The organism is Streptomyces sp. NPDC050548, assembly GCF_044457385.1.
GTDB lineage: Bacteria > Actinomycetota > Actinomycetes > Streptomycetales > Streptomycetaceae > Streptomyces.
In genome coordinates this window covers 114,061-129,467 of the sequence record NZ_JBITGV010000003.1, presented here as the reverse complement: position 1 = coordinate 129,467, position 15,407 = coordinate 114,061, and the positions used below count along the sequence as shown (strand labels likewise).

Annotated in this window: 15 protein-coding genes; 3 read left to right on the top strand and 12 right to left on the bottom strand. The window is 70.8% G+C overall.

All coding sequences use genetic code 11. From position 1 onward, the window contains the following. Positions 1–49: 49 nt before the first annotated feature. The 7 genes from ACIBJH_RS10645 to ACIBJH_RS10615 all read right to left on the bottom strand — a co-directional run bounded on the left by ACIBJH_RS10645 (position 50) and on the right by ACIBJH_RS10615 (position 5,976). Positions 50–1,366: a beta-xylosidase gene (locus ACIBJH_RS10645; RefSeq protein ID WP_399116482.1), complete on the bottom strand. Its 1,317-nt coding sequence runs from the start codon at positions 1,364–1,366 to the stop codon at positions 50–52. Positions 1,367–1,551: 185 nt separating this feature from the next. Further along, positions 1,552–2,037: a hypothetical protein gene (locus tag ACIBJH_RS10640; RefSeq protein ID WP_366091620.1), complete on the bottom strand. Its 486-nt coding sequence runs from the start codon at positions 2,035–2,037 to the stop codon at positions 1,552–1,554. A gap of 298 nt (positions 2,038–2,335) precedes the next feature. Beyond that, entirely contained in the window at positions 2,336–2,689 is a 354-nt protein-coding gene (locus ACIBJH_RS10635; RefSeq protein WP_399116481.1) for a cytidine deaminase, read from the bottom strand. 36 nt (positions 2,690–2,725) lie between these two features. Then, positions 2,726–3,085, bottom strand: coding sequence for an MmcQ/YjbR family DNA-binding protein (locus ACIBJH_RS10630; RefSeq protein ID WP_399116480.1), 360 nt, complete (start codon positions 3,083–3,085; stop codon positions 2,726–2,728). Beyond that, entirely contained in the window at positions 3,082–4,389 is a 1,308-nt protein-coding gene (locus tag ACIBJH_RS10625) for a hemolysin family protein (RefSeq protein ID WP_399116479.1), read from the bottom strand. The genes ACIBJH_RS10630 and ACIBJH_RS10625 overlap by 4 nt, the downstream gene beginning before the upstream one ends. 21 nt (positions 4,390–4,410) lie before the next feature. Further along, positions 4,411–4,908 carry an rRNA maturation RNase YbeY gene (gene ybeY / locus ACIBJH_RS10620; protein ID WP_399116478.1) on the bottom strand — a complete coding sequence of 166 codons (498 nt, stop codon included), beginning with the start codon at positions 4,906–4,908 and terminating at the stop codon, positions 4,411–4,413. 12 nt (positions 4,909–4,920) lie between these two features. Then, positions 4,921–5,976, bottom strand: coding sequence for a PhoH family protein (locus ACIBJH_RS10615; RefSeq protein ID WP_200712893.1), 1,056 nt, complete (start codon positions 5,974–5,976; stop codon positions 4,921–4,923). Positions 5,977–6,260: 284 nt separating this feature from the next. Here ACIBJH_RS10615 and ACIBJH_RS10610 point away from each other — a divergent pair, with 284 nt between their 5' ends. Next, positions 6,261–6,977, top strand: a complete 717-nt coding sequence (locus tag ACIBJH_RS10610) for an FAD binding domain-containing protein (RefSeq protein WP_399116477.1) — start codon at positions 6,261–6,263, stop codon at positions 6,975–6,977. A gap of 81 nt (positions 6,978–7,058) precedes the next feature. Here ACIBJH_RS10610 and ACIBJH_RS10605 read toward each other — a convergent pair whose 3' ends face one another. From ACIBJH_RS10605 to ACIBJH_RS10595, 3 genes are all read right to left on the bottom strand, one after another. Beyond that, a complete protein-coding gene (locus tag ACIBJH_RS10605; RefSeq protein WP_399116476.1) occupies positions 7,059–8,222 on the bottom strand; it encodes a carbohydrate kinase family protein in 1,164 nt (387 codons plus the stop codon). A 185-nt stretch (positions 8,223–8,407) separates the two neighbouring features. Then, entirely contained in the window at positions 8,408–9,697 is a 1,290-nt protein-coding gene (locus ACIBJH_RS10600) for a glucarate dehydratase family protein (RefSeq protein WP_399116475.1), read from the bottom strand. Beyond that, a complete protein-coding gene (locus ACIBJH_RS10595) occupies positions 9,694–10,644 on the bottom strand; it encodes a 5-dehydro-4-deoxyglucarate dehydratase (protein WP_399116474.1) in 951 nt (316 codons plus the stop codon). The genes ACIBJH_RS10600 and ACIBJH_RS10595 overlap by 4 nt, the downstream gene beginning before the upstream one ends. 118 nt (positions 10,645–10,762) lie before the next feature. On the opposite strand from ACIBJH_RS10595, the gene ACIBJH_RS10590 reads away from it, so the two are divergent. Beyond that, a complete protein-coding gene (locus ACIBJH_RS10590; RefSeq protein WP_399116473.1) occupies positions 10,763–11,545 on the top strand; it encodes an IclR family transcriptional regulator in 783 nt (260 codons plus the stop codon). A gap of 18 nt (positions 11,546–11,563) precedes the next feature. Here ACIBJH_RS10590 and ACIBJH_RS10585 read toward each other — a convergent pair whose 3' ends face one another. Then, positions 11,564–12,766, bottom strand: a complete 1,203-nt coding sequence (locus tag ACIBJH_RS10585) for a serine hydrolase domain-containing protein (protein WP_399116472.1) — start codon at positions 12,764–12,766, stop codon at positions 11,564–11,566. A 397-nt stretch (positions 12,767–13,163) separates the two neighbouring features. On the opposite strand from ACIBJH_RS10585, the gene ACIBJH_RS10580 reads away from it, so the two are divergent. Continuing rightward, positions 13,164–14,435: an MFS transporter gene (locus ACIBJH_RS10580; RefSeq protein WP_399116471.1), complete on the top strand. Its 1,272-nt coding sequence runs from the start codon at positions 13,164–13,166 to the stop codon at positions 14,433–14,435. Here the strand turns inward: ACIBJH_RS10580 and ACIBJH_RS10575 are convergent. Further along, positions 14,399–15,391: an adenosine deaminase gene (locus tag ACIBJH_RS10575; protein ID WP_399116470.1), complete on the bottom strand. Its 993-nt coding sequence runs from the start codon at positions 15,389–15,391 to the stop codon at positions 14,399–14,401. The genes ACIBJH_RS10580 and ACIBJH_RS10575 overlap by 37 nt on opposite strands. Positions 15,392–15,407 lie beyond the last annotated feature (16 nt).

The following is a 15,407-nucleotide window of genomic DNA, read 5'->3' as shown; positions in this document are numbered from 1 at the left end:
GCGGTCGGGCGGGTGCGGGCGCCCGGCCACCGGAGGTGAGTTCGGACGGTCAGGTGAGCGTGAGCGTCAGAACGCCGGAGTACGAGCCCGGAGGCGTGAACGCCGGTACGTTCAGGGAGAGTCCGGCGTCGGCGGTGAACTGGCCGCCGGTGACCGTACCGTCGGGCGTGGACGCGAGCGTCGCTCCCGAACTGCCCACCGTGCCCGCCGAACCGGCGACACAGGTGCTCGGGCTGCCCGCCTTGGTGGCGCAGGCGGGAGTCCAACTCAGCGCCCCGGCATCGATCTTGGCGCCGGGACCGGTGAAGTCGGTGACCTTGCCGGTCAGGGACCAGCCCGCGGGTCCGCCGCGGAAGTCCTGGACCGTCACCGTGTTGAGGGCGCCCGTGGAGGCACCGCCCTTGCCGAAGTCGACGGCGGAGAGGCCCACGGCGTCCCCGGCCTGCGACATCGACAGACTGCCCGCCTTGACGGTGGTCGTCAGCTTCTGACTCCCCGGCGGAACGGGCGTGGTGTCGTTGACGACATAGGCGGCCGGACCGGCACCCAGATCGGCACTCCACGCACTGCCCTCGTACGCCACGATCCCGGTCGTCGTCTTGTCGTTGACGGTGAGCGAGCCGCTGATGGCGCCGGCGCCGGTGGCCGTGACGGTCGCCGTGTCCGCGGTCTGGGCGCTGCCGGACCGCCCGGCCAGGGTCACGGTGGCACCCGGCGTGAAGTTGCTGCCGGTGACGGTGACACTGTCACCGGCGTTGCCGGAGGCCGAACTCAGGCTGATCGCACGGGTGTTGACCGGAACGGTGGCGGTCGCGGTGACCGTCTCCGAGACCGGCGCCGGCGGGTTCGTCACCGTGCAGGGGGTGTCCAGCTCCAGGATGTAGCTGGTGTGGATGTTGTAGTCGCCGGGCGAGAGGGTGATCGCGCCCGGAGTGGTGACCGTGAAGGTGCCGGTCATGGAGAACGACGGGAAGGCGCCGTTGCCGGGCACCGGGTCGTTCTTCTTGGGCCCGGCGACCGTGACGCTGCCGGTCTGGGCACCGCCGAGGGTGACCTTCCCGGTGGGCGTCATGATGTCGGCCGGCAGGGCGATCGCGGTCGGGTTGCTGGCGGCCGGCTTGACCACCGTGTACGTCACGGTGACCGTGTCGCCGACCTTCGGCGCGGTGTTGTCCACCGTGATCGCGGCGGTCGTGGTGCCGTCGATCGGCGGGATGCCCGCGACCGCCGGCGGGATGCAGTGCGTGGCGAAGTCCACGTTCGTCGACGCGCCGGCCGGACAGGCCAGCGCGCCGCCCGTGGCGACCGCGAGCGCGGTCACCCCGAGCAACGACGCCCAACGGCGTCTTCGGGATGTCGTAGCCATGGCTGTGCCCCCTCCTGAGGACGGTGGGCACAGCGGCTCGTCCGCGCCCACAGGGGGCATTGATGTGGGGATCGCGTGAGAAGTCAATGGAGACGGACAAATAAACTGATGGGCCGTCAGCTCCCGCCCAACAGCGGGAGTTGACGGCCCAGTTGAGCCCGTGGGGGGATTTGTCGGGTGACTTCTCAGTCGAACACGAACGGACCCGGCGACTGCGCTCCGGTGGCCGTACAGGTCACGGCGATACCGAAGATGGTCATCTTCAGCGAGCCGCCGTACGCCTCCAGGCTGTCACCGGAGGCGACGGTGCCACTGAGCGGACCGACGGTGACGGCGTCGCCGGTCGCCATGGCCGGGTTCACCGTCCCGCTGAAGACGGTCGTGCCGCCGCTCGCGTTCACGAAGGTGAAGGTGGAGGCGATCGAGTTCTGCGCCAGGGCCAGCGGAGCGGTGATGGACGAGTTGACGGTGACCGTGGCCGCCGTACCGTCCTGCGTGGCCGTGATGGTGGCCGCGCCGCCGCCGAAGATGCCGCAGCTCGCGGTGATCGTCGCCGTCTGGGGAGTGACGGCGAGCGCGCTGGGCGCGAACGCCAGCGAGGTGGCCGCGAGGACCCCCGTCACCAGTGCCGCACCCGTTCCGATTCGCTTGCTTCTCAGCTTGCCTTTCATGGATCCGGTTCCCTTCCCGAGTCTGGGAATGCCATGTGGGGATGGACGGGAGAAACACCTCAGCCCCACTCACGGACGCGGTGCGGTGCGCCACGCGAGCAGAATCTGACGGTCCGTCGGAACTTACGGTTCCATTGATGCGCGGGAGACGGGGGGAGAGCAAGGGCGAAATCTGGACGGCAACTTTTTGGACATGGGTGTGGATCAGCCCGTTGGGGGTCCCCCCTCTGGGGGAGTCTGAGGACGAGGCCCCTTCAGGGCCGATCGGGGGTCTGGGGGCGGAGCCCCCGGCACCATCTCAGCCCGCAGCGACCGTCAGCCGAACATTCCCGTCCGGCGAAGCCAAGTGCACAGGCGTCTCCGGCCCACCCAGATCCCGTACCGCCGCCCGGTCCTCGGCGGACGCGGACTCCGCCTCCGTCACCACCGCCGCCGCCTCCAAGGACTTCGCCCCGGACGCCACCGCCATCGCCACCGCCGTCTGCAGCGCGCTCAGTTTCAGCGACTCAAGGGCGACCGTCCCGGCGACATACGTCCGCCCGGTCTCGTCCCGCACCGCGGCCCCCTCGGGCACACCATTGCGGGCCCGGGCCGAACGGGCCAGGGTGACGATCTTGCGGTCCTCGGGGTCAAGCGCGCTGCTCTCGGTCATGCACAGAGCATACGAAGGACCGGTCCCGCGCGTCCCTCAGGGCCGGTCGAGGCGGAGCCGTTCCGCACGCGGCAGCCCCGCGACGACCAGGTCGTACGAGTCCTCGATCAGCTCCTTCAGGAGCCGGTCCGGGAGTCCCCCGTCCACCGTCACCGTGTTCCAGTGCCGCTTGTTCATGTGGTACCCGGGGATGATCAGCCCCTCGTGCTCCTCCCGGAGCCGGATCGCGTCCTCCGGGTCGCACTTGAGGTTGACCGTGAGGGGCCGCCCGTCCAGCCGGGTCAGGGCGAAGAGCTTGCCCAGCACCTTGAAGACGGACATCTCGGGGCTGAAGGGGAAGTCCTCCACCGCCGCGTTGAACGACAGGCAGAACGCGCGCAGTTCCTCGGGACTCACTCCGGTTTCGCCTCCTCCTCGGCCGGGTCAGCCACCCCCACCGGCTCCACCAGCACCGTCACGATCTTGTTCCGCCGCCCGGCCGAGGCCTCCGCCGTCAGCCGCAGTTCGCGCCCGTCGGGCAGTTCTACGACGGAGGAGGCACCGGCGATCGGGACGCGGCCCAGGGCCTTGGCAAGCAGTCCGCCGACCGTCTCCACGTCCTCGTCGTCGTAGGCCTCGAAGCCGTACAGCTCGCCCAGGTCGCCGATGTCGAGGCGGGCGGTCACCCGGTAGCGGTCGTCGCCCAGCTCCTCCACCGGAGGCAGCTCCCGGTCGTACTCGTCGGTGATCTCGCCGACGATCTCCTCCAGGATGTCCTCGATGGTGACGATGCCGGCCGTGCCGCCGTACTCGTCGATCACGACGGCGACGTGATTGCGCTCCTGCTGCATCTCGCGCAGCAGATCACCCGCGTTCTTGGTGTCCGGCACGAAGCTCGCGGGCCGCATGGCCGTCGAGACCAGCTCGGACTCGGCGTCGCGGCTGATGTGCGTCTTGCGGACCAGGTCCTTCAGATACACGATCCCGACGATGTCGTCCTCGCTCTCCCCCGTCACCGGGATCCGCGAGAAGCCGGAGCGCAGCGCGAGGGTGAGGGCCTGACGGATCGTCTTGTACCGCTCGATGACCACCAAGTCCGTGCGGGGGACCATGACTTCGCGCACGAGGGTGTCGCCGAGTTCGAAGACCGAGTGCACCATCCGGCGCTCCTCGTCCTCGATCAGCGACTCCTTCTCGGCGAGGTCCACCAGCGCCCGCAGCTCGGCCTCGGACGCGAACGGACCGCGCCGGAAACCCTTCCCGGGGGTGAGCGCGTTGCCGATGAGGATCAGGAGGTACGGGATCGGGCCCATGATCCGCGCGAGCGGCAGCAGCACGTACGCCGCCGCCGTGGCCGTGTTCAGCGGATGCTGCCGCCCGATGGTGCGCGGGGACACCCCCACCGCGACGTACGACACGAGGACCATCACGCCGATCGCGGCGAGCAGCGCGGGCGCGGTCCCGTGGATCTCCTGAAGGCACTCGTAGGTGACCAGCGCGGCGGCGGCCATCTCGCAGACCACCCTGACCAGCAGGGCCACGTTGAGATAGCGGGTCGGGTCGGCGGCGACCTGCGCGAGCTTCGCGCTGCCGCGCCGACCGGACCGTACGGCCTCCTCGGCGCGGAAGCTGGAGACGCGCGCGAGGCCCGCCTCCGCGCAGGCGGCGAGCCAGGCGACCACGACCAGGGCGATGGCGCCGACGACGATCTGAGGACTCATGGGAGACGGTGCCCCGGTGCCCTAGGAGACCGTCGGCGCCGGGGACGGGCCGTCGTGGCCCTTCTCCGCCCGCCAGCCGTCCACGATCGCCGCCTGCAGACCGAACATCTCGGCCTTCTCGTCGGGCTCCTCGTGGTCGTACCCGAGGAGGTGCAACACACCGTGGACGGTGAGGAGTTGGAGCTCCTCGTCCATGGAGTGCTGCGTCTCGGCCTCGGCCCCCTGCTTCGTGGCGACCTCCGGGCACAGCACGATGTCACCGAGGAGCCCCTGCGGAGGCTCCTCGTCGTCCTTGCTCGGCGGACGCAGTTCGTCCATCGGGAAGGACATGACATCGGTCGGCCCGGGCAGGTCCATCCACTGGATGTGGAGCTGCTCCATGGCGTCGGCGTCCACTGCGATCACCGAGAGTTCGGAGAGCGGGTGGATGCGCATCCGCGCGAGCGCGTAACGGGCGATGTCGAGGATCGCCTGCTCGTCGACCTCGGTTCCGGACTCGTTGTTGACGTCGATCGACATGGTCGTGCTGATCTACTTCCGCTTGTCACGGGCACCCTTGTGGGTGCCGTTCTCCGTACCGTTCTCGCTGTCGTACTTCTCGTACGCGTCGACGATACGGCCGACCAGCTTGTGCCGTACGACGTCCGCCGACGACAGGCGGGAGAAGTGCACGTCGTCGAGCCCCTCCAGGATGTCCTGCACCTGCCGCAGCCCCGACTTCGTGCCGCTCGGCAGGTCGACCTGCGTCACGTCACCGGTGATCACGATCTTCGACTCGAACCCGAGCCGCGTGAGGAACATCTTCATCTGCTCGGGGCTTGTGTTCTGGGCCTCGTCCAGGATGATGAAAGCACTATTAAGGGTGCGGCCCCTCATATAAGCCAGCGGCGCCACCTCGATCGTCCCCGCCGCCATCAGCTTCGGGATCGAGTCCGGGTCCAGCATGTCGTGCAGCGCGTCGTAGAGCGGGCGCAGGTACGGGTCGATCTTCTCGTAGAGCGTGCCCGGGAGGAATCCCAGCCGCTCGCCCGCCTCGACCGCCGGGCGGGTCAGGATGATGCGGTCGACCTGCTTGGCCTGGAGGGCCTGGACGGCCTTGGCCATGGCGAGGTAGGTCTTGCCGGTGCCGGCGGGGCCGATGCCGAAGACGATCGTGTTCTTGTCGATCGCGTCGACGTAGCGCTTCTGGTTGAGGGTCTTGGGGCGGATCGTGCGGCCTCGCGAGGACAGGATGTTCTGGGTGAGCACCTCGGCCGGTGTCTCCTCAGGGCCATCCCCGTTCTCGCTCGCCCTGAGCATGGCGATCGAGCGTTCCACTGCGTCCTCCGTCATCGGCTGCCCGGTGCGGAGCACCAGCATCATCTCGTCGAACAGGCGCTGGATGAGGGCGACTTCACGGGCATCGCCGACCGCGCTGATCTCATTGCCCCGGACGTGGATGTCGGCCGCCGGGAAGGCCTTCTCGATCACCCGCAGGAGAGCGTCGCCGGATCCCAGGAGGGTCACCATGGCGTGCTGGGCGGGGACGGTGATCTCTGCTCTCGCCTGTCCCTGCGCGGGGGTGTGAGCTGTGGGTGTCTGAGTCATGGGCCGGCTCTGTAGGCCTTGCTCGTCCTCCTCGAAACGACTCGCCCGCCACAAGGGCGGCCTGGTGATTTCCAGGGTACGCCGGGCCACTGACAACGCCGTAGGGCTTTTCGGTGACCGTCGGGCCACGAAATACCGGGGAGACGCGCGTGTTCCCGGCGGCTTGCCCGGCGCAGGGAGCGTGCACAGGGTGACGCCGTGAGCCCTGTTCGCGCCCCCTCGTATGTACGGACAATGCGCTATGTCCGTCAGGTGAGTCATGCAGGGAAAGCAGGTCGGCCGCTGTGTTCGTGCGTCTGCCCACGTCCGTGTCCGAAGCGCAGGAGTGTCTGGCCGAGGGGGCGGTGCCCGTCGGTGGGGCGACGCTCGTGTGGGCGTCCTGGCAACGGGACGGGTTCCCGGAGCAGGCGGTGTCGCTGCGGGAGGTGCCCGAGGCGAAGGTGATCGGGGACGGGACGCTGGGCGCGGCCGTACTGCTGCACGAGATCGATGCGCGGGTGCCGGAGGTGCTGCGGCGGGCGGCGGCCGGGGTGGGGACGGGTGCGGTGCGCCGGACCGCGACGGTCGGCGGGAACATAGTGGGCAGCACGCTGCGCTGTCTGCTGCCGCCCGCGCTGGTGCTGGACGCCCGCGCGATGGTGCTGGAACCGGACGGCCCCGTCGAGACCGACCTCGCCGAGTTGCTGGCGAAGCGCCCGCTGCTGCTGAGTCTGCGCTGGCGGGAGCCGGTGGCCACCGGTTATCGCAAGCTGACCGGTGTGCTGCGGGGTGAAGTTCCGTTCGTGGTCGCGGTCGCCGTGACGGGGGCGGAACGGCTCACTCTGCGGGTCGCCGTGCGTGACGGGTACGACGTGCTGAGCGAGGCCGTCCCCTACGACACCGATGTCCGCCGGATGCTCGGTGCCCTGGCGCTCACACCGCTCGGCACCTTGCCGGAGGCGGTCTTCGAGGCCGTACGGGAAGAGGTCGTCGGGGTGGTGGAGCGGGCGGGGTCCTGCTGATCCGAACGGAGCAGGAACGGTTCGCCCAACGCAACCCGGCCCAGCCCGGGGCAGGCGCACAGCCACCCGCCCCCGCCTCCCCTACGTCGACCTGCCGAACCCGATCGTCGGCACCGCCCGCCGCAGCGGCCAGGGACTGGCCTCGCCCTGTTCCTCGGGGACGAGGCCGGCCAGGAAGGCGTACCGGTTCAGGGCGGTCGGGTCCTGGCCCTCGACGGACTGGACCTTGCGCCACCAGGCGCCGATCTCGGACCAGCCCGGTGCGGAGAGGGAGCCGCCGAACTCCTGGACGGAGAGGGCGGCGGTGAGGCCGGCGAAGGCGAGGCGGTCGGCGAGCGGCCAACCGGCCAGGGTGCCGGTGACGAAGCCGGCCACGAAGACGTCGCCCGCGCCGGTGGGGTCGAGGGCCTCGACGGCGATGGCCGGGACCGAGGCCGATTCCCCGGTGCGGCGGTCCACGGCGTAGGCGCCGTCCGCGCCGAGGGTGACGACGGCGAGGGGTACGTGTTCGGTGAGGGCGTGGGCGGCGGCGCGGGGGCAGTCGGCGCCGGTGTAGCGCATGGCTTCCTCGGCGTTCGGCAGGAACGCCTCGCAGTGCGCGAGGTCGGCGAGTCCGGCGAGGTCCCAGGCCCCGGTCTCGTCCCAGCCGACGTCGGCGAAGATCCGGGTGCCCTCGCTCGCGGCCTGGGCGACCCAGGGGGCCTGTTTGGCGGGGGTGAGGGAGGCGATGGCGGCACGCGCGCGCGGCGGGCAGTCGGGGGCGCCGCCTTCGCTGAACTCGGTCTCCGGGGGCGGCTCGTGGCCGTGGGAGACCATCGTGCGTTCGCCCTCGTAGGCCATCGAGACGGTGACCGGGGAGTGCCAGCCGGGTACCGAGCGGGAGGTGGAGAGGTCGATGCCCTCACCCTGTTCCAGCGCGTCCCAGCAGTACTCGCCGTAGTGGTCGTCGCCGAAGGCCGCGGCGAGGGAGGTGCGCAGGCCGAGGCGGGCGAGTGCCGTCGCCATGTTCGCCACTCCGCCGGGGCTGGAGCCCATTCCGCGGGCCCAGGACTCGGTGCCGCGCACGGGGGCGGATTCGAGGCCGGTGAAGATGATGTCGAGGAAGACGGTGCCGGTGAGGTACACGTCCCAGGGCGGGTCGTCCGGCGCGCGCAGTCCGGCGAGGGGATCGACCTGGGCCGGACAGGATCTCCTCTCCCGGTCGGCCGACGATCCCTTTCCGGTGGACGCGGTGGACGCGGTCACGGTGCGCTCCCTGACGTGATGCGGATCAGGCCAGTGTGCACCACCAGGCACGTGTGAGGGCGGCTACCGCTCCGGACCCGCCCGTCGCGCCGGTGTCGGGCAGCCGCAGGTCCGGGCCGTACGGGTGCGGGCGGGTGCCGCTCGGCCGCCCGTGACGGGCGCGTCCGGATCCGGTCGGCCGGTTGCTACCAGCGTGGCATCGAGGGGGTGACCCACTCCGGGTCGGTGATCCGCATCGCCGCCGCGTCGTCGCGCGCACGCAGGGCGCCGTCGTCGTCGAGCCACCGCTGATGCAGCAACTCCAGCCTGTCGCGGTCGAGTTCGACGCCGAGGCCGGGCGCGTCGGAGACGGTGACCTTGGCGTCGGTGAAGGTGAGGCGCTCGGTGAGGACGTCCTCGGACTGCCAGGGGTAGTGGGAGTCGCAGGCGTGGTGGAGGTTCGGCACGGTCGAGGCGACGTGGGTCATCGCGGCGAGGCTGATGCCGAGGTGGGTGTTGGAGTGCATGGAGATGCCGACGCCGAACGTGCGGCAGATGGCGGCGAGTTGCTGGGTGTTGCGCAGTCCGCCCCAGTAGTGGTGGTCGGAGAGGACGACCTGTACGGCATCGCGCGTGAAGGCTTCCTTGATCTCGGCGAAGGTCGTCACGCACATGTTGGTGGCGAGCGGCACGTCGGTGCCCGCGGACACCTCGGCCATGGCGGGGGTGCCGAGGGCGGGGTCCTCCAGGTATTCGAGGACGTCCCCGAGTTCCTTCGCGACCTTCAGTGAAGTCTCCACGGACCAGGCGCCGTTGGGGTCCAGACGCAGGGGGTGGTCGGGGAAGGCCGCGGCCAACGCCCGTACGGCGGCGATCTCTTCGTCGGGCGGGAAGACTCCGCCCTTGAGCTTGAAGGAGGTGAAGCCGTAGCGCTCCTTGAACTTCCGTGCCTGCTCGACGACTCCGGCCGGGTCGATCGCCGCACCCCAGTCGTCCTTCTCGCTCGCCACGCCCTCGGGGTGGTCGGCCCACTTGTAGAACAGGTAGGCGCTGTACTCCACGGCGTCCCGCACCTTGCCGCCGAGCAGCGCGTGCACGGGAAGGCCAAGTGCCTTGCCGAGGGCGTCGAGGCAGGCGACCTCGAAGGCGGAGACGACGGACAGCCGCAGCTTGTCGGCGGTCTGGACGCCGCGCAGTCCGCCGACGTCGACCTGTGCGGAGGTCCGGGAACTGTCGACCGTGACCTCGTCGGCGACGGTGAACAGGCCGTTGAGATCGCTGACTTGACGGCCGATCAGTTTCGCGGCGTAGGGCCGGGCCAGCTCCAGGTACTTGGTGTCGCCGTAGGTCTCGCCGAGGCCGGTGATGCCGTCGGCGGTCTCGATCTCGACGATCAGGCGGGGGGTGTAGGGCTGGTGGACGCCCTGGGTGTTGAGCAGCGGCGGGTCGGCGACCAGGATCGGGGTGAGCCGGACGTCGGCGATGGTGAGGTTCACAGCGCGGCTCCTACGAGGTCGAGTCCGGTGGTGAGCAGGGCGGTGAGGTCGGCCAGGTCGGCGGCCGTGGGGTCGGTGAGCGGGGCGCGCACGGGACCCACCGGGCGACCGCGCAGCCGTGCCGCCGCTTTGACGAGCGAGACGGCGTATCCCGGTACCCGGTCGCGGAGTTCGACGAACGGGACGTAGAACTCGCGCAGCAGCCTCTCGACGGTCTTCTCGTCCCCGTCCCGCAGCGCGGCGAAGAAGGCGTTCGCGATCTCGGGGGCGAAGGCGTGGACGGCGGAGGAGTAGGCGGGGACGCCGACGGTGGCGTAGGCGCGGGCCTGGATCTCGGCGGTGGAGGCGCCGTTGAAGAAGAGGAAGCCCTCGGGGGCGGCGAGGGTGAGGCGTTGCAGCCGGTCGAGGTCGCTGTGGCCGTCCTTGAGGCCGATGACGCCGGGGATGCGTGCGATGCGCTTCAACGAGCTTGCGGTGAAGGCGACTTGGCCGCGCTGGTAGGCGATGAGCGGGAGCCGGGTGCGGGCGGCGAGCTGCTCCAGCTGGGCGACCAGGCCGTCCTGCGGGGCGGCGACGAGGTAGTGCGGGAGGACCAGGAGCGCGTCGGCGCCGGCCTCCTCGGCGATGCGGGCGAAGCGGGCGGCCTGTGCCCAGCCGTAGCCGGCGCCGGCGACGACGGGCACACGGCCGGCCGCCTCCTCCACCGCGATGGTGACGACCGTGCGGTACTCGTCCTCGTCGAGCGAGAAGAACTCGCCGGTCCCGCAGGCCGGGAAGATCGCGCCGGGGGCGGTGGCGGTCTGGGCGGCGACATGGGCGCGGAAGCCGTCGGGGTCGAGGGAGCCGTCGTCGTGGAAGGAGGTGAGCGGGAAGGAGAGCACGCCGCCCGCCATCCCGTCCCGCAGCCTGCGCACCACGGTCTCCGTTTCGCCGTTCACCTGGGCCATCTCCTGGCCATCTCCCTATGTAGACGTCATCCACGTATGAAGACAAAGGTTAGGCACGCGAACCGCACCCGTCAATGGGGCCCGTCGCGCCTCGGCCACCGCTCGCTACCATCTCCCCATGTCAGAGCCCGGTGGCGTCCGCGAGGTGAAGTCCGCCGCCCGCACGGTCGAGCTGCTCGAACTGCTCGCCGCGCGCGGCGACCGTCCCGCGCGCCTCCAGGAACTCGCCGACGAACTGGGCGTCCCGCGCAGCTCGATGTACGCCCTCCTCCAGACCCTGATCGCGCACGGCTGGGTCCGCACCGACAGCACCGGCTCGCTCTACGGCATCGGCATCCACGCCCTGCTCACCGGCACCAGCTATCTGGACTCCGACCCGCGGGTGCGGACCGTACGGCCGTATCTCGACGAGGCGTCGCAGGCGCTCGGCGAGACGATCCACCTCGGGCGGCTGGACGGGCGGGACGTCGCCTATCTGGCGACGCGGGAGTCGCACGAGTACCTGCGGACCATCAGCCGGGTGGGGCGGCGGCTGCCCGCGCATGTCGGCGCCCTCGGCAAGGCGCTGCTCGCGGAACGGGACGACGCCGAGCTGCCGCCCGGGCCGTACGAGGCCGCGACCCCCAACACCCGCACCACGCGCGAGGCGTTGGCCGCCGACCTCGCCGCGATCCGCGCCCGCGGCTACTCGGTCGACCGCGAGGAGGGCGTCCTCGGGATCGTCGGCTTCGGCTTCGCGCTGCGCTACGACAACCCGCCGCTGGACGCGATCAGTTGCTCGGTGCCGGTGGTCCGGCTCACGCCGGAGCACGAGGGGCGGATCGTCGCCGTGATGCGGGAGGTCAGGGTGAAGATCGAGGCGACGGCGCCCGCGGCCGGCGGGGCGGTCCACTGGCGTTAGCGGTGGGTGCCGCTCCGGTCAGTCGAAGACGGCGCAGTTGAGCGCGTCCATCAGGGCCGCGCCGGTCTGGTGCGCCTGCCTGGTGGGAAGAGTGGACGTGGCGAAGAAGAAGGAGGCCGTGCGACGGCCGGTGGAGGCGGTGACGTTGTAGGTCGCGTAGCCCGGGACGATGCCGACGTGGTCCCAGACCGTGCCGCAGTCGGTCTTCGCCGTCTCGATGCCGAGCCCGTAGCCGAGTTCGTCCGGGTCGTCCGGCCCGATCTCCGGCACGGTGGTGCGCATCTCGGCCAGTTGGGCGGCGGGCAGCAGGCGGCCCGACATCAGCGCGCCGTAGAAACGGGACCAGTCACCGGCGGTGGACACGACCGCGGCATCCGCTCCGTCGGCCGTGACGTAGTCGCCGGTGACGTCCACGTGGTCGTCGTGCTGCGGTCCGGCGTAGTTCCTGAACTCCTCGGGGACGTCCGGCGGCATGTGGGCGGCGTCGGGTTCGTAGCCGTGCGCGTGCCGGTCGCGCCAGGCGGGGCCGGTGGCGTAGAAGGTGTGCCGGAGCCCCAGGGGTCCGGCGATCCGGTCCCGCACCAGCGTCGCGAGGCTCTTGCCGGTGGCCTTCTCCAGGACGGCGCCGATCGCGATGTAGTTGGTATTGCTGTACGACCACTCGGTGCCGGGCTCGAACAGTGCCAGGTGTCCGCGCACGAGGCTCAGGATTTCCTTCGACGTCCATACGTGGGGGTCCTGGCCGGTGAGGGCCGGTACGAGGGCGGGGTCGTCGGTGTAGTCGAACAACCCGCTGGTGTGGTTGAGCAGCATGCGCAGGGTGATCGCCCTGCCGTTGCGCACCTGGCCGGGCAGCCACTTGTCGACCGGGTCGGTGAGGGCGAGCCTGTGCTCGGCGACCAGTTGCAGCACGAGGGTGGCCATCACGGTCTTGGTGTTGGAGGCTTCCCGCACCTCGTCGTCCACGCCGAGCCGATGGTCCTTCTTCGTCCAGGCGGCCTGCTCGGAGATCTCGATGGGCCTGCCGTGACCGTCGTCCACCCGCACGGTCACCCCGGGCACGCCTTCTTCCACCAACTCCCGTGCCAGCTCACGCAGTTGAGCCCGTCTCTCCGCGGTGCCGTCCTGTCGTACGACCGCACTCCCGTGGACCGTGCTCGCACTCGACGGGGTCGCCGCGAGGGGCACGACGAGGGCCGCGGACACCACGACTGTCGCCACTGCGCGTAACCCCGCCCGTCGCGGGCGCCGTCCGACACGCACATTCACACGCACTTCATGCTCCTTCGAGAATCCGGGAAGGCCGTCGGGCACGAGCTGGAGTCCGAGTGGTGCGCGTCCGATGCTCTCAGCCGTACCGGGGCGATGCATAGCAGTTCCGCCGCTCAGGAAGCGGACCGGCCGCGTCGGCACGCGCCGGCACGCGCAGGCACGGGAAATTGGGCGCGCGTTTACCCGGCACTCCCCGCCCCAAACACAACGTGCCCCACATCACACCCCCCGCCCTTCTTTCCCCAACCGCGTGCTTGATACAAATTGCCCGCGCGTTCCTGTCCGTCGACGGTCGTCGCCCAATCCCCTTTTCGAGCCGCTTCTTTCGCATGCCCTGGGAACGCCCGTGTCCGCCCGCAGCACCACCACGCCCTGGCCCCTCGTCGCCCTTTTCACGGCCGGGTATCTCGCCCCCTACCTCCTGCCCACCACCGTCGGCCGCCTCAACGCCGGGCTTCCGCTGTCGGCCACGCAGGCCGGTGCCGTCGGCAGCGCGCTGCTGCTGAGTTCGGCGACGGCGGGCTTTCTGCTCGCCTCGCGCGTCGACCGGGTCGGCCCCCGCACCCTCGCCCGCATCGGCCTGGCCCTCGCCGTCCTCGGCTACGGCTCGGCCGCCCTCACGCACGCCGTCCCCGCGGTCGTCGCGGGCGCGCTCGTCGGCGGCTTCGGATCGGGTACGGCCACCACGGTCGCCGCGTCCGGGATCGCCGCCGAGCAAGACCCCCACCGCGCTTCCACACTCGGCCTGTTGTGCGTGTCCGCGCTCGCGGGCGCCGTCTACCTCACGGTCCCGCACCTCGGCGCGGGCCACGGCCAGCCGCTCGCCGCGATCGCGCTGACCGCACTCGCCGTATGGCCGCTGACCGGCCGCCTCCCGGTGCGTACGACGGCGACGGAGCACGCCCGCGTGGAAACCGCAGGCCTCCCCCACCGCCGCGCCGGACTGGTCCTCGCCGTCACCCTGCTGTGCTGGTCCCTCGCGCAGAACTCCCTCTGGGGCGTCAGCGGACGCATCGGCATCACCCAGGCCCACCTCTCCGAGGCCACCGTCGGCGCGGTCTTCGCGATCGCGCTCGGCACCGGACTCGTCGGCGTGATCGGCGCGGGCGCACTCGGCTCCCGGCTGGGGCGCGCGGTACCGATCGGCGCGGGTACGGCGCTCATCGCGGGCTGCATCGTGCTCAGCGCGTCCGCGCACGACCTGCGGACCTTCGCGACCGGCGAGATCGCCTGGAACACCCTCTACCCGATCGTCCTGTCCTACGTCCTCGGCCTCGCCGCCTCCCTCGATCCGCGCGGCCGTTGGGCGGTCCTGGTCGGCTCGGCCTCGTCGCTGGGAACGGCGGCGGGACCGCTGGTGGGGAGTGTGCTGTCCGCGGGTGCGGGGTTCCCGGCGATGGGGGCGATTCTGGCGGCGGGGCTGATCGTGGTGGCGGTGCCGATGACGGCGGTAGCGGTGCGCTCCGGTCGGCGACACCTGCCGCAATCGATCGTCGAGATCTCCGTCGAGGCCCCGCTTCTCAGGGGCGCGGGGAACCGCGCGACCAGCCCCCACCGACCCGCAGCCACAACACCACCCGCCTACGAGAACTCGTACGCCTCCACCTCAGCCAGATAACGAGCCCGCAGCTCCTCGTCGTCCTCCAGGAACGACGCCACGAAGGAGTTCCGGGCCAGCTCGCGCAACCGATCCTCGCTCAACCGCAGAGCCGAACGCACCGCGTCGAAGTTGTCGCCCGCGTACCCGCCGAAGTACGCCGGGTCATCGGAGTTGACCGTGCACAGCAGGCCCGCGTCGAGCATGGCGGGGAGCGGATGCTCTGCGAGAACGTCCACCGCGCGCAGCCGTACGTTCGACAGCGGGCAGAGGGTCAGCGGGATCCGGTCCCGCACCAGCCGCGCGACCAGGTCCGCGTCCTCCATGCAACGCAGCCCGTGGTCGACGCGCTCGACGCCGAGGACGTCCAGCGCCTCGGTGATGTAGGCCGGCGGACCCTCCTCACCGGCGTGCGCGACCCGGCGCAGCCCCAGCGCGGCGGCGGCCTCGTAGACCTCGCGGAACTTCACCGGCGGATGGCCGACCTCGGCCGAGTCGAGGCCGATGCCGGTGATGCGGTCGAGGTACGGCTTCGCCGCGTCCAGGGTCGCCATGGCCGAGTCGGCGGACTCGTCGCGCAGGAAGCACATGATCAGCCGGGTCGAGATGCCGTGGTTCCGCTCGCTGTGCCCCAGCGCCCGCCACAGGCCCTCCACCACCGTGCCCATGTCCACGCCCCGCGCGAGGTGCGCCTGCGGGTCGAAGAAGATCTCCGCGTGCCGCACGCCCTGCGCGGCGGCGCGGGCGAGATAGGCGTCGGCGAGGTCCTCGAAGTCCCGCTCGGTGCGCAGGACGGACATGAGCTCGTAGTAGAGGTTCAGGAAGGTCTGGAGATCATCGAAGAAGTACGCCTTGCGGAGTTCCTCGGTGTCCGCGTACGGCAGCTCGACGCCGTTCCGGGCGGCGAGGGCGAACGCCAGCTCGGGTTCGAGGGTGCCTTCGATGTGCAGGTGCAGTTCGGCTTTGGGAATGGGCATCGAAGTATCGTACGGG